The following is an 18,989-nucleotide window of genomic DNA, read 5'->3' as shown; positions in this document are numbered from 1 at the left end:
CCGATCATTCCTTGGGAAACTCCAGTCCCATTTCCCGGTAGCGGTCGGGATCGTCGCCCCAATTCTCGCGCACCTTCACGAACAGGAACAGGTGCACGGGGACGCCCATGATCTCGGCGATCTCCTTCCGCGCCTCCGCGCCGATCGACTTGATCGTGGCGCCGCCCTTGCCGAGCACGATCTTGCGCTGGCTCTCGCGCTCGACAAAGATTGTCTGCTCGATGCGGATCGACTTGTCGTTGCGCTCGGTCCAGCTATCGGTCTCGACCGTCGATTGGTACGGCAGCTCCTGGTGGAGCTTCTGATAGATCTTCTCCCGCGTGATCTCCGCCGCCAGGTGCCGCATCGGCGCGTCCGACATCTGGTCCTCGGGATAGAGGAACGGCCCGGCGGCCACCATGCCTGCCAGCGCCCTGCGCAGATCGTCGACACCGTCGCCTGACAACGCCGAGATCATGAAAGTGTTCTCGAACCGCAGGCGGTCATTGGCGGCCTTCGCCAGCGCCAGCAGCTTTTCGCGCGGCACCAGATCGATCTTGTTCAGCACCAGGATCTTCGGATGGGCCACGCTATCGAGCTTGGCGAAGATCGCCTCGGCTTCCGCATCGATGCCCGACTTGGCGTCAAGCAGCACGCAGACGAGGTCGGCGTCATGCGCCCCGCTCCAGGCAGTCGACACCATGGCCCGGTCCAGCCGCCGCCGCGGCGCAAAGATGCCGGGCGTGTCGACCAGGATAATCTGCGCATTGCCCTCGATCACGATGCCGCGGATCAGCGCACGCGTCGTCTGCACCTTGCGCGAGACGATGGTGACCTTCGAGCCGACCAGCGCGTTGACAAGCGTCGACTTGCCGACGTTCGGCGCCCCGATCAGGGCGACGAAGCCGCAACGTGTCCCGGCCGGATCGGCCTCCGCCCTCGACTCAGCCGTCATGGCTGCCGGCACCTTCGCGGGCGATCATTGCGGACGCCGCCGCCTTCTCCGCCGCGCGCTTGTTCGGGCCGACGCCTTCCGCCGGCGCCAGGCCCGGCAGGTCGACGGCAACGCGGAATTGCGGATCGTGATGCGGCCCGGTGCGTTCGACCTCGCGGTAGACGGGCGTCGGCAGGCCCCTGCTCTGCGCCCATTCCTGCAGCATGGTCTTGGGATCGCGCAGCGGCCGGCGGAGCTTGCGCATCCGGTCGATCCAGTTCCGCTCGACGAATTTCGCGGCGGCCTCGTAGCCGCCGTCGAGGAAGATCGCGCCGATCACGGCCTCGCAGACGTCGCCCAGCACGGATTTGCGCAACCGCGCCCCCTCGACCGCCTTGACCATGCCGAGCTTGATGTCGTCGAGCAGACCGAGTTGCTCGGCGACGTCGGCGCAGCTTTCCTTGCGCACGAGATCGGCGAGACGCTTCGACAATTCACCCTCGTCCGCGCGCGGATGGGCGCGATAGAGCATGTCGGAGATGATCAATCCGAGCACATGGTCGCCAAGGAACTCAAGCCGCTGGTAGCTGTCGGCGCGGTGGCGGGTGGCCGGCTTCAGCGCGGAGACATGCGTGAACGCCGTCATCAATAGCGCCGGATCCGAGAACTTGTAGCCGATGCGCGCCTCGGTTGCAGCAACCGCCTCCTTCTCGGCGGCCGCCTTGCTGGCCTTGCTGCGCTTCTTCTTCGGCGCAGCGGTGCCGACCGCGTCGGGCTGCTCGCTCGGCTCGCCGGCAGTCGGAAGACTCTGAATGACAGGCGTATCGTCTTTCATCGCACAATGGTGAATAGGCGATTCCAGCGCACCGCGGTCGGCCAACGCCAGAACATCCAGGCGTGCTCGCCCTCGCCGATCGAGAAGAAGATCATCTGCGCGCGGCCAACGAGGTTCTCGAACGGCACGTAACCCACCGCCGACAGCACGCGGCTGTCGGTCGAATTGTCGCGATTGTCTCCCATCATGAAGAAGTGGCCGGCCGGCACGGTGTAGACATTGGTGTTGTCGTAGAAGCCATTGTCGACGCAATCCAGCGTCTCATAGCTGACGCCGTTGGGCAGCGTCTCCTTCCAGCGCTTGACGCGTGCGGTCGCGTCAGATCCGCAGGGGTCCTCGCCGATGAAATCGCTGAGCCGCTCGCGCTTGACGGGGGCGTCGTTGATGTAGAGCAGCCCCTCCTTCATCTGGATGCGGTCGCCGGGCAGCCCGATCACGCGCTTGATGTAATCGGTCGAATCATCCTTCGGCAGGCGGAAGACGACGATGTCGCCACGGTTGGGCTCCGAGCCGAAGATGCGGCCGGAAAACAAGGGCGGCGAAAGCGGGATCGAGTAGTGGCTGTAGCCGTAGGAATATTTCGACACGAACAGGTAGTCGCCGACCAGCAGCGTCGCCTTCATCGAGCCGGACGGGATGTTGAAGGGCTGGAAGAGGAAGGTACGGATCACGAGCGCGATGATCAGCGCATGGATGACGACCCGGACTGTCTCGCCTAGGCCGCTTTCGGATTTCGTCCCTGTGGTCACGCTCATCGCTTTCCCAATTCCCGCAACTGCCTTAACTGCGCGGTGGCAGAACGCGCTCCTCACGCGAATCGCGTTTTCCGCGCTCGCGTCACGAAGATGGTTCCTACGTCTGGTGTAGAGAGCAAGTCCCGGCGCGAACCCGAATTTGCCCTGGCTCGGTTTACCCTGCGGCGTTTTAGACGGTTGTTACGGGGCGCGCAATCAAGCGCCGCGTTAAAACTTCATAATCAATTGAAAAATCAATGATTTTTTAGTTTTACCCGATTCCGGAGCGCCGCACCGTCCACCGACCTCAAGGTTTGGCCGGCGCGACCGCCGAAATTATGACGAAGGCCTGTGCGAGCGGCCAGTCGTCGGTGATCGAAAGATCGATCTGCGCCTCGAGGCCATCAGGGGTGATTTGCCTGAGCCGCTCCAGTGCCCCGCCGGTCAACCGCATGGTCGGACGCCCTCCGGGCAGGTTCACCACGCCCATATCGCGCCACCAGACGCCGCGCATGATCCCGGTGCCGAGCGCCTTGGCACAGGCCTCCTTGGCGGCGAAACGCTTGGCATAGGTCGCGACCACCATCTTCTCGCTGTTGGCGCGGCGTAGCGCCTTGGCGCGCTCGACGTCGGTGAAGATGCGATCGAGGAAACGATCGCCATGGCGCTCGATCACCTTGGCGATCCGGGTGATGTCGATCAGGTCGGAGCCGATGCCAAGGATCATGCCGCGCCCGCACCCTCGATCGCCTTGCGGCCGCGGTCCATCGCCGCGCGCATGGCGCGGACGGTCTCCTTCAAGCCGACCAGGATCGCCTCGCCGATCATGAAGTAGCCGATATTGAGTTCCCTGATCTCGGGCAGCGCCGAAATCGTCTCGGCGGTGTCATAGTCGAGCCCGTGGCCGGCATGGACCTCAAGCCCGGCCGCCTGCGCCAGCTTGGCGCCTTCGACAATGCGCCGCCATTCGGCTTCCGCTTTTTCACGATGACCGTCCACGACAGCATCGCACCAGCCTCCGGTGTGGATCTCGATCACCGGTGCCTTCAACTTCGCCGCCATCTCGATCTGCCTCGGGTCGGCGGCGATGAACAGCGACACCCGGATGCCGGCGTCGCTGAGCCGCGCGATGAACGGGGCCAGGGCATTGTGCTGGCCGACGACGTCCAGCCCGCCCTCGGTGGTAAGCTCCTGCCGTCGTTCCGGCACCAGGCACACGGCATGCGGCTTGGTGGCGAGTGAAATGCGCAGCATGTCGTCGGTCGCCGCCATCTCGAAATTCAGGGGCTTTGATATCTGCGCCTTCAGCCGTGCCATGTCCTCGTCGCGGATGTGGCGACGGTCCTCGCGCAAATGTGCGGTGATCCCGTCGGCGCCGGCCTCGATGGCCAAGAGCGCCGCGCGTACCGGATCGGGCCGCGCCCCGCCGCGCGCATTGCGCAGCGTCGCGACGTGATCGACATTGACCCCAAGGCGGAGCGGCGGAACAGGCATGATGTAACTCGCTGCCAGAAACCTAGACTGTCATGCGCGGGCTCAACCCGCGCATCCATCTTCTTGAAAAGATGGATTGCCGGGTCAAGCCCGGCAATGACGATGACCTACCCATTGACGCGCTCGACCCGTGCGACCACGGCCTTCGCGCGCAACTGGGCGAGAATAGCGCTCAAATGCTTGAGGTCATAGACCTCGAGGTCGATGGTCAGCTCGGTGAAGTCAGGCGAGCGCCGCGACATGTGGATGTTGTCGATGTTGCCGTCATGCTCAGCGATCACGGTCGCTATCTGCGCGAGGCTGCCGGGCTCGTTGACGTTGTGGACCAGGATCCGCGCCGGGAAACGCTGCGGCATGGTCTCGTCGATGTCCCAGCGCACATCGAGCCAGCGCTCGGGCTCGTCCTCGAAATCCTTCAGCGCCGGTGACTGGATCGGATAGATCGTGATTCCCTCGCCCGGCGTCACGATGCCGACGATGCGGTCGCCCGGCACCGCGCCGCCGTTCGGCGCAAACTTGACCGGCAATTCGGAATTGATGCCGCGCACCGGGATCACCGAAGCTGCGCGGGCCGGATGCGGCGGCGTCTGCGCCTTGGCGGCAAGCGCCTTCTTGGTGCCGTAGCGCACCAGCCGCTCTTCCTTGTAGTCCGGATACATCGCCCGCGCGACGTCGGAGGCTTTCAGTTCGCCACGGCCGACGGAAACCAGGACGTCCTCGATCGAGGTGCGCGCCAGCCGCGGCAATGCGCCTTTCAGCTTGTCGTCGGCGTATTCGATCTTGGCGCGGGCGAACAGGCGGTCGATGATGCGGCGGCCCAGCCCGGCATATTGGTCGCGCACCGCGGCGCGGGTGGCGCGCCGGATCGCGGCGCGCGCCTTGCCAGTGACCGCGAGCGCTTCCCAGGCCGACGGCGGCGCCGACTGCGCCTTCGAGGTCAGGACCTCCACTTCGTCGCCGTTCTGCAGCTCGGAGGACAGCGGCGCAAACTTGCCGTTGATCTTGCAGCCGACCGCGCTGTTGCCAACATCGGTGTGAACGGCATAGGCGAAGTCGATCACATTGGCGTTGCGCGGCAACGCGATCAGCTTGCCCTTCGGCGTGAAGCAGAACACCTGATCGTGAAACAGCTCCAGCTTGGTGTGCTCCAGGAACTCTTCCGGATTGGCGCTCTCGGAGAGAATGCCGATGGTGTGACGCAGCCAGGCAAAGGCGTTGGACTCGTGCTTCAGCCGCTCGGTCGGCGAACCCGTGCCATCCTTGTAGAACGCATGCGCCGCGATGCCGAACTCGGCGATCTGGTTCATCTCCTCGGTGCGGATCTGCAACTCGACGCGTTGCTTGCCGGGACCGATCACGGTGGTGTGAATCGAACGGTAGTCGTTCTGCTTGGGCGTCGAGATGTAGTCCTTGAAACGCCCGGGCACGACCGGCCAGGTCGTGTGCACGACGCCGAGCGCGCGGTAGCAGGCCTCGACGTCGGCAAGCACGATCCGAAAGCCGTAGATATCGGACAATTGCTCGAAGCCGACCGACTTGCGCTCCATCTTGGTCCAGATCGAAAACGGCTGCTTGCGCCGGCCGTAGACGCGTGCGCTGAGGCCGTTCTTCTGCAGGTTCTTCGAAAGCTGGCTTTCGATCTCGCCGATCAGATTGCGGTTACGCTCGGCGAGCGCATCCAGCCGATGCTTGACCACCGCATAAGCTTCCGGATCGAGCACGTGGAACGAGAGGTCCTCGAGTTCCTCTCGCATCTCCTGCATACCCATGCGGCCGGCGAGCGGCGCGTAGATATCCAGCGTCTCCTCGGCGATGCGGCGGCGTGAGGCCGGCGGCACGAACTCCAGCGTGCGCATGTTGTGCAGGCGGTCGGCGAGCTTGATCAAGAGCACGCGGACGTCGTCGGCGATCGCGAGCAGGAGCTTGCGCAGGTTCTCCGCCTGCTTGGCCTCGCGCGAGACGAGCTCGAGCCGCTTCAACTTGGTCAGCCCCTCCACCAGCGCGCCGATCTCGTGGCCGAACACCTGGTCGATCTCGGCCCGCGTCGCCTCGGTATCCTCGATGGTGTCGTGCAGCAGCGCCGCGACGATGGTGGCGTCGTCGAGCTTGAGGCCGGTCAGGATCGCCGCCACTTCGAGCGGGTGCGAGAAATAGGGATCGCCCGACGCCCGGGTCTGGGTGCCATGCGCCTTCATGGCGTAGACATAGGCGCGGTTCAAAAGGTCTTCGTTGGTATCGGGATTGTAGGAGCGGACGCGCTCGACCAGGTCGTACTGCCGCATCATGCGGGCGCGCGGCTTGAGCGGCTTCTGCACCACCGCGGAGTCAGGCACCACCGCGGAGTCAGGCGCCACCGCGACCGCGTCGGTCGCAGCCTGCATCTGGCGGGGTGTGCGGCGCCAATACGCCATGGAATTGCTGCCTCAACTATCGAGCCGACTGAGCTTGCGGCTCTAATCTAGTGCGATTTCGAACCAAGCTTTAGCCTGTTCGAGCCGAAAATCGTTCAATTTCCGTCAAGGCTTCAGGGACGCATCTCGCGACCAGAATGTCAACAAAAGCAAAGGCCCGGGCAGTGCCCAGGCCTTCAGCCAATTCAACCCTGTTGGGTGACCGCAGCGAGGACCTATTCGTCCTCTTCGGGCTGCTCCTCCGGCGGCGCGAGGCCCTCGAGGCCCTTCAGCAGCTCTTCCTCGGTCATCCGCTCCATCGCCACTTCGGTATCATCGGCATCGACGCTGGCGCCAGCCGAACCGATCAGCGGCACGGTGTCGGGCTCCGGCTCGTCGACCTCGACGAACTTCTGCAGCGAGTGCACCAGTTCCTCGCGCAGGTCCTCCGGGGAAATGGTCTGGTCGGCGATCTCGCGGAGCGATACCACCGGGTTCTTGTCGTTGTCTCGATCAACCGTGAGTTGTGATCCCGAGGAAATCATCCGAGCGCGATGGGCAGCCAACAGGACCAGATCGAACCGGTTGTCGACCTTATCAATGCAATCTTCGACGGTGACGCGCGCCATATGCTGTCGCTCCGTTAAGTGGGACAGAATTTGCTGATTATTGTGCGTTAGTTATAGGGCGAGGCGGGGTTTCGCAACATTAAATTTGTGATTTGCCTTCGCCCAAACCTCTGCTAACCCGTGACGGGGCCAGAAGGCCGGAGCGTCCGTAACGCGGCGGGACGCCGTTGTGGACAAGTAACTCACTTCATTGCATCGTCAAAAGTGTAGGTATTTCGCCCTCGCCTCACCATAATTGCGATGGTGACTGTCGTTGGGGGAAGATTCACCGGACTTTAGGCTGCAACGCAGAATTAAGGTGCGCGGCTCGTCGCCGCTGCGCCGAGAAGCTAACAAAAGGCGAGAAACTTTGATGTCGTCACCCGTTTCCAACAAGATCGCGCTCTTTATCGATGGAGCCAATCTGTATGCAACCGCCAAGACGCTCGGGTTCGACATCGACTACAAGCGCCTCCTGAAGGAATTCCAGAGCCGCGGCACCCTGCTCCGCGCATTCTACTACACGGCGATCATCGAGGATCAGGAGTATTCGTCCATCCGGCCGCTGATCGACTGGCTCGACTACAACGGCTACACCGTCGTCACCAAGGCCACCAAGGAGTTCATCGACGCCAGCGGTCGCCGCAAGGTGAAGGGCAACATGGACATCGAGCTCGCGGTCGATGCGATGGAACTCGCCGAACATATCGACCAGATGGTGCTGTTCTCCGGCGACGGCGATTTCCGCTCGCTTGTCGAGGCGGTGCAGCGGCGCGGCGTCCGGGTAACCGTAGTCTCGACCATCGCAAGCCAGCCGCCGATGATTGCCGACGAACTCCGCCGCCAGGCCGACGTCTTCACCGACCTGGTGGAACTGCAATCCAAGCTCGGCCGCGACCCGTCTGAGCGCCCGGCCCCGCGCGAGCGCGGCGAGTCTCGCCACCACGCGCCGCAATTCCTGCAGCGCGCCACGACCACGGCGCCCCGGGCCGATGACGACGATTTCGACGACTAGCCTCCTTCCCGCCTCCACCGAACCCGACCGCAACTGCCCGCTCTGTCCGCGGCTCGCCGAGTTTCGCGCCGAGGCGCGTGCCAAGCAGCCGGGTTGGTTCAATTCGCCGGTGGCATCCTTCGGCGATGCCGAGGCGCGGCTGCTGATCGTCGGGCTGGCACCCGGGCTGCAGGGAGCCAACCGCACCGGGCGCCCCTTCACCGGCGACTATGCGGGTGACCTGCTCTACGCGACGCTGCTGGAGTTCGGCTTTGCCAAGGGCGTCTACGAGGCGCGGCCGGACGACGGCTTGCGGCTGGTCGATTGCCGGATCAGCAACGCCGTGCGCTGCGTGCCGCCACAGAACAAGCCGTTGCCGATCGAGATCAACACTTGCCGAAAGTTCCTGGCAGCGACCATCGCGACCATGCCAAGACTGCGCGCCATCGTCCTGCTCGGCCGCATCGCGCATGAATCGACGGTGAAGGCGCTCGGCCTGCGCAATGCCGCCGCGCCCTTTACGCATGCCGCCGTGCACGAGGCCGGCAACATCCGCCTCTACGACAGCTATCATTGCTCGCGCTACAACACGAATACTGGCGTGCTCACGCCGAAGATGTTCCGCGATGTCTTTGCGCAGGTGCGGAAGGATCTGGGCTAGCCCGTTACCGGATTTTCCCGCAGCCATTCAAGGACGTCGCCGGCGTTCCGGTCGGGCGGGAACACCGGATAGAAGACGTGGGTGATACGCCCGTCGTCGATGATCAGCGCCAGCCGCTTGATCAGCGTCAGCCCCGCCACCTCCATGGTCGGCAGTCTGAGCGCGTGCGTCAACTCGAGCGTCTCGTCCGAGAGCACCGGAAACGGCAGATGCAGGCGTGACGCCATTTCCGTCTGGTATTCGTTGCTCTGCGTCGACAGGCCGAACACGTGGGCAGCGCCGGCGGCCTTGAGCTCGGCGAACAGGTCGCGGAAGGCGCAGGTCTGTGGCGTGCAGCCGCGCGCGCCCGGGATCATGTCCCAGTCGTCGACCAGCGCGATCTTGCCGGGCTCGCCGGTGCGCGGATAGGCGAACACCACGGTGCGCCCCTTCAGCGAAGACAGCGACACTGACGTATCGTCGGTCGCCACCAGGCTGACCGGCGGGATCGCCATGCCCTTCAGATGCGCGGCGTCACCATCATCGGTCGGCGCGGGGATCTTGCTCCAGTCGACTTCGAGCAGGTTCTTCTGGTTCATTGGGCTATTCTCCATCCGCCGTCATTGCGAGGAGCGAAAGCGACGAAGCAATCCATCCTTCCGCTTGCGGCGCTATGGATTGCTTCGCTTCGCTCGCAATGACGGATGGACATGGAAGCGTTAGCCCCGCGCGCGCAGCAGGCGGCCCTTCTCGCGGCCCCAGTCACGCTTCTTTTCGCTCTCGCGCTTGTCGTGCAGCTTCTTGCCCTTGGCGACCGCGAGCAACAGCTTGGCGCGACCGCGCTCGTTGAAATAGAGCTTGAGCGGGATCAGCGTCATGCCCTCGCGGTCGACCGCGCCCATCAACTTGCTGATCTGCTTCTTGTGAAGCAGCAATTTGCGCGGGCGCTTCGGCTCGTGATTGAAGCGGTTGGCCTGCAGGTATTCCGGGATATTGGCGTTGATCAGCCATATCTCGCCGTTCTTGGAATCCGCATAGGACTCCGCGATCGTGCTCTTGCCGCCGCGGATCGACTTCACCTCGGTGCCGGTCAATGCAATGCCCGCCTCGATGGTGTCCTCGATCGCATAGTTGAAGCGCGCCTTGCGGTTCTCGGCGACGACTTTGATCGGACGTTCGTTTTTCTCGGCCACGTCAGGATTTCTTGAGGAGATCGCGAATTTCGGTGAGCAGTTCTTCCTGACGGGTCAATTTCGGCGGCGCTGGCGCCGTTTCCTGCTTGCGCTTCAACTGGTTCATGAGCCGGATCACGATGAACAGCACGAAGGCGACGATCAGGAAATTCAGGGTCAGCGTCAGGAAACTGCCCCAAGCCAATACGGCACCTTGCTTCTTGGCGTCAGCGAGATTGTTGGCAGTGACCGACTTCGCCAACGGCGTGAAGTAGTTTGAGAAGTCGAGCCCGCCGGTGATGGCGCCGATGATCGGCATGATGACGTCGCCGACCAGGGAGTTCACGATGGCGCCGAAGGCCGCGCCGATGATGACGCCGACCGCAAGGTCGACGACATTGCCCTTCATTGCGAACTCTTGGAACTCCTTCAGCATGCGAAGCCCCTTCTCCTCGCCTGGCCAACCGGACCAGTCATTGGCGCAACCCGTCCGGCTTTAGTTGATGAGGCCGGCGTGCACCATGGCGCTGCGCACCGCCACGCGCGTGGATTCCGACACCGGCACCATCGGCAGCCGCAGCCGCTCCTCCAGCTTGCCGAGCAACGACATCGCGTATTTCACCGGCCCGGGATTGCTCTCGATGAACAGGTTGGTGTGCAGCGGCATCAACTTGTCGTGCAGCTTCAGTGCGGTCGCGACGTCGCCCTTCTGCCAGGCGGCGTGGAACTCGGCGCACAGCCGCGGCGCCACATTTGAGGTCACGGAGATGCAACCATGGCCGCCATGGGCCATGTAGCCGAGCACGGTCGCGTCTTCGCCCGAGAGCTGGTTGAAATCCTCGCCCATCGCCGCCCGCTGCTGCGACACCCGCACCATGCTCGCGGTGGCGTCTTTGACGCCGGCAATGTTCTTTAATTCCCACAGGCGCGTCATCGTATCGACCGACATGTCGATCACCGAGCGTGGCGGGATATTGTAGATAATGATCGGTATTCCAATCGCATCGTTAATCGCCTTGAAGTGCTGGTAGAGCCCTTCCTGGGTCGGCTTGTTGTAATAGGGGGTGACGACCAATACGGCGTCGGCGCCGGCCTGCTCGGCGTGCTCCGACAGCTCGATTGCCTCCTTGGTCGAATTGGAACCGGCGCCCGCGATCACCGGCACCCTGCCCTTGGCCTCCTGCACACACCATTCGACCACGCGCTTGTGCTCGTCATGGCTGAGCGTCGGGCTCTCGCCCGTGGTTCCGACCGGAACCAGGCCGTTGGTGCCCTCGCCGATCTGCCAGTTCACGAGGCCACGAAAGGCCGCCTCGTCCACGGAACCGTTCTTGAATGGCGTCACCAAAGCGGTGAACGAGCCGCGAAATTTTGTCTTGGCTGCCATGGACTTCCTCCAAACACTTAAGGGTTGCGGCGCGCGGGTCAGAAAGGCCGATTCATATCGGGTCCGGCGGCGAGGCGAAAGGGCCGCAGTCCCCCTCCCATTGCGAGCCGCGATTTTGCCGCTGTCATGGCGCAAATATTCGCTTCCCGCGACACTTTTAGCAATTTGTCTACATATTCAATCAAATACAGCTAAGGCCTCAGCGATCAGATGATTCGCCGCCGCAGAGGAAAGCCGTGACCCCTTCCCCCCGCGCAGCCGCATTGCGATCGACCGCCTTGGCAACATCGCTGGTGCTGGCGTTCGCCTTGGCCGCGATGGCAGAAGCCGCGGCCGGTCCAAATGTTCCCTTGCCGAAACCACGGCCGATCGCGCGCAGCGTGGTTCCGAAAACCACGCCTGCCACCACCGCGCCCGCGACCGCCGCCGCCGCCAAGAATACCGCCCCTCCCAAAGCTACATCGTCCAACACGCCTGCTCCGCCCCCGCCCCATCTGGCGCCAGCCACGCGCCAGCATGCGGCGCCGGCCCGGATCAAGCCGACGGTGCCGGCCGCCGTGGCCGCGACCTCATCGACCTCCCAGAGCGACAAGGACGCGCTCGAGAATGTCATCGAGCTCGTCCGCAAGCAGAAGTCCGGCGATGCGACCGAGGTCGCGGCGACGATCTCCGATCCCGTCGCCCGAAAGCTCGCCGAGTGGCTGATCCTGCGCAGCGAAAACAACGGCGCCTCGGTCGAGCGCTACCGCGCCTTCATCTCGGCCAATCCGAGCTGGCCCTCGCAGACCTTCCTGCGCCGCCGCCTCGAGGCCGCGCTGTGGGACGACCGCCGCGAAGATGCAGCAGTCTGGGCGTGGTTCGAAAACGAGTCGCCCTTGTCCGCCAAGGGCCGGCTCGCGCTGGCCAAGGCGATGCTCGCCCGCGGCGACCGCGCCAATGCCGAGCGGCTGGTGCGCGAAGCCTGGCGCAGCGATCCCATGAGCGAGGACACCGAGACCACCGCGCTGGACATGTTCGGCCCTCTGCTCACCGCCGGTGATCACAAGGCGCGCATGGACACCATGCTCTATGGCACCGAGCAGGAGGCTGCTGGCCTGCGGGCGGCCAAGCGGCTGGGTTCGGGCTATCTCGCGCTCGCCAAGGCACGGATCGCCGCCAACAAGAAAGCATCCAACCTGCGGGCGCTGCTGGAGGCGGTGCCGCGCGAACTGCACGGCGATACCGGTTATCTCTTCGCCCGAATCCAGTTGCTCCGTCGCGAGGAGAAATTCGCGGAAGCGGCGCAGGTGATGTTGAGCGCGCCCAAGGATCCGGCGAGGCTGTTCAATGTCGACGAATGGTGGATCGAGCGACGCCTCTTGGCGCGCAAGATGATCGACGTCGGCGAGAACCGCAGCGCCTATCTGATCGCGCGCGATGCAGCGCTACCCGCCCGCGACATCTACAAGACCGAGCAGGAGTTCACCGCCGGCTGGATCGCGCTGCGCTTCCTCAGAGATCCCGGGCTCGCCGCGCAGCACTTTGCCCGCATCGGCGTTGGCAGCGTCAATCCAACCGCGCTGGCGCGTGCCGGCTATTGGCAAGGCCGCGCCGCCGAGGCCGCCGGTCGCAACCAGGAGGCGCGCGCGGCCTATCTACGCGCGGCCGAGCAGTCGACCAGCTATTACGGCCAGCTCGCGCGGGCCAAGCTTGGCTTGCCGCAGATCGAGCTGAACGGCGTCCCGGGCGCACGCGGCCGCGGCGTCGAGCGATTGGAAATCGTGCGCGCGGCGCAATTGCTCTATGAGGTCGATGCGCGCGAGTTCGCGGTTCCCCTGCTCGCCGACATGGGTGAAAACGGCGACCCCGACGCGCTGGTCGGGCTCGGCGAGCTGACGGCGCGCTATAGCGACGCCCGCGGGATGCTGTTGATGGGCAAGGCCGCGCTCAACCGTGGTCTGCCGTTCGATTTCTACGCCTATCCCATCAACGGAATTCCGTCCTTCAGGTCGATCGGACCCGAAGTCGAGCGAAGCGTCGTCTATGCGATCGCGCGACAGGAGAGCGCATTCAATCCGGCCGTGGTTTCGCCGGCGCAGGCCTATGGCCTGATGCAAGTCACGCCGGATGCGGGGCGCTACGTCTGCAAGCGCGCCGGCGTCGCGTTCGATCTGAACCGGATGAAGACCGACTCGGTCTACAACGCCGCGCTTGGCGCCGCCGAGCTCGGTGGGTTGCTCGAGGACTATCGCGGCTCCTACATCCTCACCTTCGCGGCCTACAATGCCGGCCGCGGCAGCGTGAGGAAATGGATCGATCGCTACGGTGACCCGCGCGATCCCAAGGTCGACGCGGTCGACTGGGTCGAACTGATTCCATTCTCCGAGACGCGCAACTATGTGCAACGGATCATGGAGAACCTGCAGGTCTATCGCGCCCGGTTCGGCGGCGGCACGCGGCTGCAGATCGAAGCCGACCTCCACCGCGGCGCCAGCGTCGAATAGGCGAATAGCGAGTGGCGAATGGCGGGACAGGTTGGCGGTCCCGCGCAGCGCGCTTAACGACAGACGCGGCGTCCCTGCTGTTGCGAACACGCGGAAGTCCCGGGCGGCGGCGGTTGCGGAGGTTGGATCGGCACGACCGTTGGCCCCGTCATCGGGCATGCCGTCATTGGACAATTTGGCGGAAGAAGTTCGCCGGGATTTGTGCAGATCGGCTGCATCCGCCCGTTGACGCACTGACACTCGCACTTCGCCCACACCTCCGTCGGCATGGCCAGGCCAAAAACCAAAATCGCGAGAAAGCGGCCCATCTGGCATTCCCTTCTTCGCTGGGCGCCGCCTTTCAGTTCGGCTTGTCGATCCCTATCGAGCATTGCCCCCTCTTTTCGTCCTGATTTGAACTCCCCGGCGTGTTGCTGGTTCGGAGCGCCATTTGTGAGGACGAAGAAGGGCGAGATCGTCTGAGCCGGGCTGCAAGCCATAGGCGCCGAGGCAAAATTGCCGGAACAGGGAACCCTGGGGCTTTCAACCGCCTGACAGTCCGCGTTATCCCTCGACACCGGTAACGTTAGGATTCAGCGCCGCGAAGGCCGGCCGTGACGGCCTGCCCCATCCCTTGGCAAGCCGCCCTTACTATAACTCATTGAAATAACTATAATTATTGCGAAACCCCGCTTTCAAGATCGATACTGTCCGATCGAGTCGCGTGTTAAACGTCAGATGTTATCCACAGCGTAATCGGGCCTCGGGGCGCCAACGCCGACGCACAGTCCGGTGTCCCCTCAATCTGCCGCTTGCGGCTCGCCCGCGCGTCGTGCATATCGGCGCTGCCGGAGACGTGGCCGAGTGGCTGAAGGCGGCGGTTTGCTAAACCGTTATAGGCTTGTAAAGGCCTATCGAGGGTTCGAATCCCTCCGTCTCCGCCAGCTGCCTCCGGCAGCCATTTCGGTCGCGTTACCGTTGGCCTCATCGTCCCCTGTCCCGCGTAACGACGATCCTGCACCATCGTTTCCAGGGAACGTCACATGCGCAAGGAAGAACTCGAAGCAATTCTGAGCGACGGCTCCGGCGAGGTCGACATCGGTCCGATTGAGGATCAGCTTTTCCTGCTCGCGACCGAGCGACGCCTGCCAGACTTGGCGGTTGCCCAGTGCGCGGTCAGGATAGAGGAATCCGCGCCCGCCTTGCTCGACGTGCTCGAGCGTGCGGCGCGCGCAGAACCGCTGACGGAAAAAGACGAGATGTTACTGGTCCGCGGAATCTATCTTCTCGGCGGCGGGCAGCAGACTCAAGCCTTCCAGCCGCTGCTGCGCCTGTTGCGCCGGCCAGAGAGTGAAGTGGACGACCTGCTTGGCGATGTCGTCACCGAGGACTTGTCGCGGATTGCTGCCGGCGCTTTCGACGGCGATGCCGACGCGCTCTTTGGCGTCATCGCCGACGCTTCCGTAGAGCAGTACGTCCGTGATGCCTTGTTCGGTGCAGCGACATTCCTCACCTGGAATGGCCAGATCAAGCGCGACCAGACGCGAGGCTTCCTGGTGCGGTTCTTCGAGGGCCGGCTCGCCGAACCGGACAACGAGGCCTGGGCCGGCTGGTTGGAGTCTATCGCACTGCTCGGCTTGCGCGAGCTCGAACCACTAGCCGAGGGTGCCTGGAAGGCAGGCCTTGTTCCGGATTTCTCGTACAGCAGAGAGAATTTCGATGAGGATTTGCGTCAAGCCGAGCAGCGGCCTGACGATATCGAGCGCTTCACGGAACGTCGGCTTGGTCTGATCGAGGACACCCTCGCAGCTCTGGAGTTGACCGACTGCGGGGATCACGACGAATCCTGGGATGACGAGAATCCCTTCACCGGCGAGCCGCTCGACGTCCGCGACTGGATGCCGATGGAGCCGGTCAAAAATCCTATGCGGAATGTCGGGCGCAACGACCCCTGCCCTTGCGGCAGCGGCAAGAAGGCCAAGAAATGCTGCCTGGCCCGCAAAGACTAGACGTTGAACGAACGGGTAGGTCGTGAGGTATCGCGGGATCGTCTACGATGTAGGGCTGAACTTCGCGGATCAGGGATTTTCAGTCGAGCCCTTCGACCCCGTTCTGGTGGCGCACGACATCCGCGTGATTGCCAACGACCTCCACGCCAATGCCGTGCGGACCGAGGGCCGGACCTGACGCGTCGTGCAGTCCGTCTGCCGACTAAGCAGGAACGTATGTCAACCTAACCGTGTCCTCGCCAACAAGATCGGTGGAAACAAGGCGGAGCGGCGGTCGGGGACCGGCGAAGAATGGCTTGCCGCGACCAAGCACGACGGGGTGGAAGTAGAGTCGATACTCATCGATAAGACCAAGGTCGGTTAGGCTTTGTGCCAGGTCTGGGCCGGAAACTGTAATCTCTCCAACAAGCCGAGCCTTCAGGCCACGTATCACCGCCTCGATGTTATCCTCAACAAGTGTGGCGTTGGGGCCGACTGACTTCAACGAGCGCGACACGACCCACTTCGGTTGGCGCCGCCACGCCGCCGCGAACTCGTGATGCTCCGCATTCCACTCAGGACGGTCTTCGTCCCAATAACGCATAACCTCGTACATGCGGCGACCGTACACACTGCCGGTCAGGTCGCGCACGTGCTCTATCCAGTGACGAAAGAGTGCGGGACTTGGCGCAAATTCCTGGTGATCGACATAACCGTCCAAGGACAGGTTCATTCCGAAGACGATCTTTGCCATGCTGCCAAATCTCCATCCCAAGGTCTTCACGATAGTATGAATAGAGTGATGCAGAAAGTGAAGTTGGCCCGCGTTGTCGGTTTGACGAATAACCAGATGCCCAACACTGGCGGCTGCACAGTGCACGGTCAGGATAGAGCAATCCGCGCCCGCAGCTCTATGGCAGACGTAACCAGATTTCCAGCGCCTGAAATCATCGCGCAGTTCGCGCCTTTCAAATTCCAAGCCGCGTCGCGTCGTCTGGCACGATGAAGCGGCGCAGACCCGAGCCGGAAGAACTGTTGCCCGCGCTCAAGAAGGCGGCGAACGTCTCCACCCGGCAGGCGCTTGCTGATCTTCTGAGCGCCTCGCAATCATGAACATGTCTCGTGACGGCTCGCCGCGTCTTTTACGTCCGATATTGTTCCGGCGGCTGCGGGTAGTTCGCCGGATTGCTATCGAGCTTGGAAAGGCGCGTGATCAGCTTGCCGCTGACCAGGCGCTGCAAGTCCGATTCCAGCGCGTCAGCGAGCGGCTTGGCATAGACTTCATTGCCGTCAACGTAGAGCGCGAACAACTTGACGTATTTTGCCTGCTTTTCAGGATCCTCGATCGTCGCTTTCGTCCATGCGTAAAGCGGATAGTTTTCGGTACCCCGCTTCTCAGCTTCGGCCACATAGTCGGCGAAGATATCGAACTGACACTTCATCGTCGCATGATGTTTGGCGAGGATATCCGCAAGCGGCTTGATTGCCGGATTGTCGGGATCGCGCCGCGCCACGCCGGCAAGCTCGTCCCCGAGATTGATCCGGACCTGATATTCCCATTGCTTGGTCATCGTTGGCTTCCCCCGAGGCCCTCACAAGCCCGCCTCGTCGGCTACGAAATGAAATAGCTAGCTTGGGTAAAGCACTACATCACGTCATCCGGTTCAAGCTCGCCGCGACCAGCGCCTCGGTCCACACAAAAGTGGTTGAATACGTTTGCATGGATCGCGAAGCGCGGCTGCGGTGACACAGCAAGATCGCTCCTATGCTGGCCGGCCGGAGATCGTCCCGCGATCCCCGATCCACGCCATTGTCCCAAACACCGTTCAGCCGATCCGCATCGAAAGCTCGACGTCCCCGCCGAATGGCGTCGACATGTAGCCGTTCGCGGGCGAGCGCACATGCGCCAAATAGTCGGGGCTGTAGTCGGCGTTGTCGGCGACAATGAAGGCACCGGGCCTGAGGCGACTTTCCACCAGGCTCAGTATCGTGGGATAGAGGCCCTTGGCGCCGTCGAGCAGCAGCAGGTCGATCGTATCAGGGAGATCGACGCTCAGCGTCTGCAGGGCGTCTCCTTCACGGATCTCCACGAGGTCGATGAGACCGCCGGCGGTCAGATTGTCGCGGGCCCGCGCCACCTTGGACGGCTCGAACTCGCTGGTGATCAGGCGGCCACCGCCATTGTCGCGCAGGGCTGCGGCAAGGTGCAGGGTCGAGATGCCGAACGAGGTCCCGAACTCGACGATCGTTCGCGCGCCGCAGCCTCGCGCCAGCATGTAGAGCAACGCGCCGGTTTCTCGCGAGACGGCGAGCGGAAGATCCTTCAGACGGCCGTAGAAATCGCGGTATTCGGTCTTGCTTCGCATCAGACGCGAATGTTCCTCGCCTGAGAGATCGCCCACTGCAGAATTGGCCGCGGGCGAAGCCGCATCAGCCTCTTCGAACAAGCGATCCAGCAACGGCGCAAGCGGGGTGGTGGACAGTGTGGTCATGCAGGTCTCCGGTGTGAAATGAGCGCGTCCTTGCGCTGAACCAGAAATACGACTAATTCGTCGCATTTCCTATTCGCATTGCCAGGCCACTCCATGACCGATCGGCGAAGTACTCGAATTTCCTCACGAAAACAGCCCAAGCAGGTGCGCTCGGCGGAGCTCGTCGCCGCGATTTTGGATGCTGCTGTTCAGGTTTTGGCTAAGGAAGGCGCGCAGCGCTTCACCACGGCGCGCGTCGCCGAGAAGGCCGGAGTTAGTATCGGGTCGCTCTATCAGTATTTCCCGAACAAGGCGGCGATCCTCTTCCGACTTCAGAGCGACGAGTGGCGGCAGACGAGCGACCTGCTGCGCGGAATCCTTGAAGACGACCAGAGACCGCCGCGCGAACGGCTGCGCACCCTGGTCCACGCCTTCCTCCGCTCGGAGTGTGATGAAGCCGCGATGCGTGTGGCGCTCAATGACGCCGCCCCACTCTATCGCGATGCGCCCGAAGCACACGAAGCGATGGCGTCGGGAGAGCGCATTGTTCAGGCCTTCATGCGGAAGGCGTTGCCCGAGGCATCAGAGGCAACTCGCGCATTGGCCGGCGAGTTGATCATGACGACGCTAACCGAGGTGGGCAGGCAGTTCTCGGAGACCCCTCGCTCGTCCGCAGAGATCGATGCCTATGGCGACGCCATGGCCGATATGTTCTGCGCCTACCTTAAGGATCTCGGGCACGCCTGAGATCGGCGGCAGAGCCGGTCACGACGGATCGATCAGCGCCGCGGCCAAGGATGATCGCGGCGGCGCTTCCACCGCCTTAAAGCGGAATGAAGTTAGCTTGAATCGATTTGGGATTCCCAAATCAGGCGGTTTCTGATTCACCATGCTGGCTGGG

Annotated in this window: 20 protein-coding genes and 1 tRNA gene; 7 read left to right on the top strand and 14 right to left on the bottom strand. The window is 63.2% G+C overall.

Going from position 1 to position 18,989, the window contains the following annotated elements; all coding sequences use genetic code 11:
* Positions 1–4: 4 nt before the first annotated feature.
* The 7 genes from era to rpoZ form a co-directional block, all read right to left on the bottom strand.
* Positions 5–934 carry a GTPase Era gene (gene era / locus AC5ZGW_RS37540; protein ID WP_130229103.1) on the bottom strand — a complete coding sequence of 310 codons (930 nt, stop codon included), beginning with the start codon at positions 932–934 and terminating at the stop codon, positions 5–7.
* On the bottom strand, positions 924–1,748 hold the full coding sequence (rnc, locus tag AC5ZGW_RS37535; protein WP_028166653.1) for a ribonuclease III: 825 nt from the start codon (positions 1,746–1,748) through the stop codon (positions 924–926). The genes era and rnc overlap by 11 nt, the downstream gene beginning before the upstream one ends.
* Positions 1,745–2,503 (bottom strand): signal peptidase I, encoded by a 759-nt coding sequence (gene lepB, locus AC5ZGW_RS37530; protein ID WP_028166654.1) that lies wholly within the window; start codon positions 2,501–2,503, stop codon positions 1,745–1,747. The genes rnc and lepB overlap by 4 nt, the downstream gene beginning before the upstream one ends.
* 286 nt (positions 2,504–2,789) lie before the next feature.
* Entirely contained in the window at positions 2,790–3,209 is a 420-nt protein-coding gene (acpS, locus tag AC5ZGW_RS37525) for a holo-ACP synthase (RefSeq protein ID WP_028166655.1), read from the bottom strand.
* A complete protein-coding gene (locus tag AC5ZGW_RS37520) occupies positions 3,206–3,976 on the bottom strand; it encodes a pyridoxine 5'-phosphate synthase (RefSeq protein WP_130229102.1) in 771 nt (256 codons plus the stop codon). The genes acpS and AC5ZGW_RS37520 overlap by 4 nt, the downstream gene beginning before the upstream one ends.
* A 107-nt stretch (positions 3,977–4,083) precedes the next feature.
* The gene (locus AC5ZGW_RS37515; protein ID WP_130229101.1) at positions 4,084–6,387 is read right to left on the bottom strand and encodes a RelA/SpoT family protein; all 2,304 of its coding nucleotides are present in this window, start codon (positions 6,385–6,387) and stop codon (positions 4,084–4,086) included.
* Positions 6,388–6,602: 215 nt separating this feature from the next.
* A complete protein-coding gene (rpoZ, locus tag AC5ZGW_RS37510) occupies positions 6,603–6,995 on the bottom strand; it encodes a DNA-directed RNA polymerase subunit omega (RefSeq protein ID WP_027583153.1) in 393 nt (130 codons plus the stop codon).
* Between the two features lie 352 nt (positions 6,996–7,347).
* On the opposite strand from rpoZ, the gene AC5ZGW_RS37505 reads away from it, so the two are divergent.
* Together AC5ZGW_RS37505 and AC5ZGW_RS37500 are read left to right on the top strand one after the other, a co-directional pair.
* Positions 7,348–7,989: a LabA-like NYN domain-containing protein gene (locus tag AC5ZGW_RS37505; protein WP_028166658.1), complete on the top strand. Its 642-nt coding sequence runs from the start codon at positions 7,348–7,350 to the stop codon at positions 7,987–7,989.
* A complete protein-coding gene (locus tag AC5ZGW_RS37500; protein ID WP_130229100.1) occupies positions 7,967–8,629 on the top strand; it encodes a uracil-DNA glycosylase in 663 nt (220 codons plus the stop codon). Before AC5ZGW_RS37505 ends, AC5ZGW_RS37500 begins: the two co-directional genes overlap by 23 nt.
* Here the strand turns inward: AC5ZGW_RS37500 and AC5ZGW_RS37495 are convergent.
* The 4 genes from AC5ZGW_RS37495 to dapA all read right to left on the bottom strand — a co-directional run bounded on the left by AC5ZGW_RS37495 (position 8,626) and on the right by dapA (position 11,167).
* Positions 8,626–9,207 carry a peroxiredoxin gene (locus AC5ZGW_RS37495; protein WP_130229099.1) on the bottom strand — a complete coding sequence of 194 codons (582 nt, stop codon included), beginning with the start codon at positions 9,205–9,207 and terminating at the stop codon, positions 8,626–8,628. The genes AC5ZGW_RS37500 and AC5ZGW_RS37495 overlap by 4 nt on opposite strands.
* A gap of 120 nt (positions 9,208–9,327) precedes the next feature.
* Positions 9,328–9,801, bottom strand: coding sequence for an SsrA-binding protein SmpB (smpB, locus tag AC5ZGW_RS37490; RefSeq protein WP_028166661.1), 474 nt, complete (start codon positions 9,799–9,801; stop codon positions 9,328–9,330).
* Between the two features lies 1 nt (position 9,802).
* Positions 9,803–10,216: a large conductance mechanosensitive channel protein MscL gene (mscL, locus tag AC5ZGW_RS37485; protein WP_028166662.1), complete on the bottom strand. Its 414-nt coding sequence runs from the start codon at positions 10,214–10,216 to the stop codon at positions 9,803–9,805.
* A gap of 60 nt (positions 10,217–10,276) precedes the next feature.
* A complete protein-coding gene (dapA, locus tag AC5ZGW_RS37480) occupies positions 10,277–11,167 on the bottom strand; it encodes a 4-hydroxy-tetrahydrodipicolinate synthase (protein ID WP_130229098.1) in 891 nt (296 codons plus the stop codon).
* A gap of 317 nt (positions 11,168–11,484) precedes the next feature.
* Here dapA and AC5ZGW_RS37475 point away from each other — a divergent pair, with 317 nt between their 5' ends.
* From AC5ZGW_RS37475 to AC5ZGW_RS37460, 4 genes are all read left to right on the top strand, one after another.
* A complete protein-coding gene (locus AC5ZGW_RS37475; RefSeq protein WP_245474997.1) occupies positions 11,485–13,650 on the top strand; it encodes a lytic transglycosylase domain-containing protein in 2,166 nt (721 codons plus the stop codon).
* Between the two features lie 829 nt (positions 13,651–14,479).
* A tRNA-Ser gene (locus AC5ZGW_RS37470) sits at positions 14,480–14,573 on the top strand.
* A gap of 99 nt (positions 14,574–14,672) precedes the next feature.
* Entirely contained in the window at positions 14,673–15,638 is a 966-nt protein-coding gene (locus AC5ZGW_RS37465) for a DUF1186 domain-containing protein (RefSeq protein ID WP_130229107.1), read from the top strand.
* 22 nt (positions 15,639–15,660) lie between these two features.
* Positions 15,661–15,816 carry a hypothetical protein gene (locus AC5ZGW_RS37460; protein WP_165435492.1) on the top strand — a complete coding sequence of 52 codons (156 nt, stop codon included), beginning with the start codon at positions 15,661–15,663 and terminating at the stop codon, positions 15,814–15,816.
* A 24-nt stretch (positions 15,817–15,840) separates the two neighbouring features.
* Here AC5ZGW_RS37460 and AC5ZGW_RS37455 read toward each other — a convergent pair whose 3' ends face one another.
* The 3 genes from AC5ZGW_RS37455 to AC5ZGW_RS37445 form a co-directional block, all read right to left on the bottom strand.
* Entirely contained in the window at positions 15,841–16,371 is a 531-nt protein-coding gene (locus AC5ZGW_RS37455) for a dihydrofolate reductase family protein (RefSeq protein ID WP_130229106.1), read from the bottom strand.
* A gap of 388 nt (positions 16,372–16,759) precedes the next feature.
* Positions 16,760–17,188, bottom strand: coding sequence for a hypothetical protein (locus tag AC5ZGW_RS37450; protein WP_130229097.1), 429 nt, complete (start codon positions 17,186–17,188; stop codon positions 16,760–16,762).
* 255 nt (positions 17,189–17,443) lie between these two features.
* Positions 17,444–18,109, bottom strand: a complete 666-nt coding sequence (locus tag AC5ZGW_RS37445; RefSeq protein WP_130229096.1) for an O-methyltransferase — start codon at positions 18,107–18,109, stop codon at positions 17,444–17,446.
* A 93-nt stretch (positions 18,110–18,202) separates the two neighbouring features.
* Between AC5ZGW_RS37445 and AC5ZGW_RS37440 the strand changes: the two genes are divergently transcribed.
* Positions 18,203–18,835 (top strand): TetR/AcrR family transcriptional regulator, encoded by a 633-nt coding sequence (locus AC5ZGW_RS37440; RefSeq protein ID WP_130229095.1) that lies wholly within the window; start codon positions 18,203–18,205, stop codon positions 18,833–18,835.
* Positions 18,836–18,989 lie beyond the last annotated feature (154 nt).

It is taken from the genome of Bradyrhizobium sp. Crot121 (assembly GCF_059512385.1).
The sequence above is the reverse complement of the archived record's forward strand: the minus strand, read 5'-3'. Positions and strand labels throughout refer to the sequence as shown.

Excerpts from the sequence above, each read along its gene's own strand:
- era (WP_130229103.1), bottom strand. The coding sequence starts at position 934 with ATGACGGCTGAGTCGAGGGCGGAGGCCGATCCGGCCGGGACACGTTGC.
- rnc (WP_028166653.1), bottom strand. The coding sequence starts at position 1,748 with ATGAAAGACGATACGCCTGTCATTCAGAGTCTTCCGACTGCCGGCGAG.
- lepB (WP_028166654.1), bottom strand. The coding sequence starts at position 2,503 with ATGAGCGTGACCACAGGGACGAAATCCGAAAGCGGCCTAGGCGAGACA.
- acpS (WP_028166655.1), bottom strand. The coding sequence starts at position 3,209 with ATGATCCTTGGCATCGGCTCCGACCTGATCGACATCACCCGGATCGCC.
- AC5ZGW_RS37520 (WP_130229102.1), bottom strand. The coding sequence starts at position 3,976 with ATGCCTGTTCCGCCGCTCCGCCTTGGGGTCAATGTCGATCACGTCGCG.
- AC5ZGW_RS37515 (WP_130229101.1), bottom strand. The coding sequence starts at position 6,387 with ATGGCGTATTGGCGCCGCACACCCCGCCAGATGCAGGCTGCGACCGAC.
- rpoZ (WP_027583153.1), bottom strand. The coding sequence starts at position 6,995 with ATGGCGCGCGTCACCGTCGAAGATTGCATTGATAAGGTCGACAACCGG.
- AC5ZGW_RS37505 (WP_028166658.1), top strand. The coding sequence starts at position 7,348 with ATGTCGTCACCCGTTTCCAACAAGATCGCGCTCTTTATCGATGGAGCC.
- AC5ZGW_RS37500 (WP_130229100.1), top strand. The coding sequence starts at position 7,967 with ATGACGACGATTTCGACGACTAGCCTCCTTCCCGCCTCCACCGAACCC.
- AC5ZGW_RS37495 (WP_130229099.1), bottom strand. The coding sequence starts at position 9,207 with ATGAACCAGAAGAACCTGCTCGAAGTCGACTGGAGCAAGATCCCCGCG.
- mscL (WP_028166662.1), bottom strand. The coding sequence starts at position 10,216 with ATGCTGAAGGAGTTCCAAGAGTTCGCAATGAAGGGCAATGTCGTCGAC.
- dapA (WP_130229098.1), bottom strand. The coding sequence starts at position 11,167 with ATGGCAGCCAAGACAAAATTTCGCGGCTCGTTCACCGCTTTGGTGACG.
- AC5ZGW_RS37475 (WP_245474997.1), top strand. The coding sequence starts at position 11,485 with ATGGCAGAAGCCGCGGCCGGTCCAAATGTTCCCTTGCCGAAACCACGG.
- AC5ZGW_RS37465 (WP_130229107.1), top strand. The coding sequence starts at position 14,673 with ATGCGCAAGGAAGAACTCGAAGCAATTCTGAGCGACGGCTCCGGCGAG.
- AC5ZGW_RS37455 (WP_130229106.1), bottom strand. The coding sequence starts at position 16,371 with ATGGCAAAGATCGTCTTCGGAATGAACCTGTCCTTGGACGGTTATGTC.
- AC5ZGW_RS37450 (WP_130229097.1), bottom strand. The coding sequence starts at position 17,188 with ATGACCAAGCAATGGGAATATCAGGTCCGGATCAATCTCGGGGACGAG.
- AC5ZGW_RS37445 (WP_130229096.1), bottom strand. The coding sequence starts at position 18,109 with ATGACCACACTGTCCACCACCCCGCTTGCGCCGTTGCTGGATCGCTTG.
- AC5ZGW_RS37440 (WP_130229095.1), top strand. The coding sequence starts at position 18,203 with ATGACCGATCGGCGAAGTACTCGAATTTCCTCACGAAAACAGCCCAAG.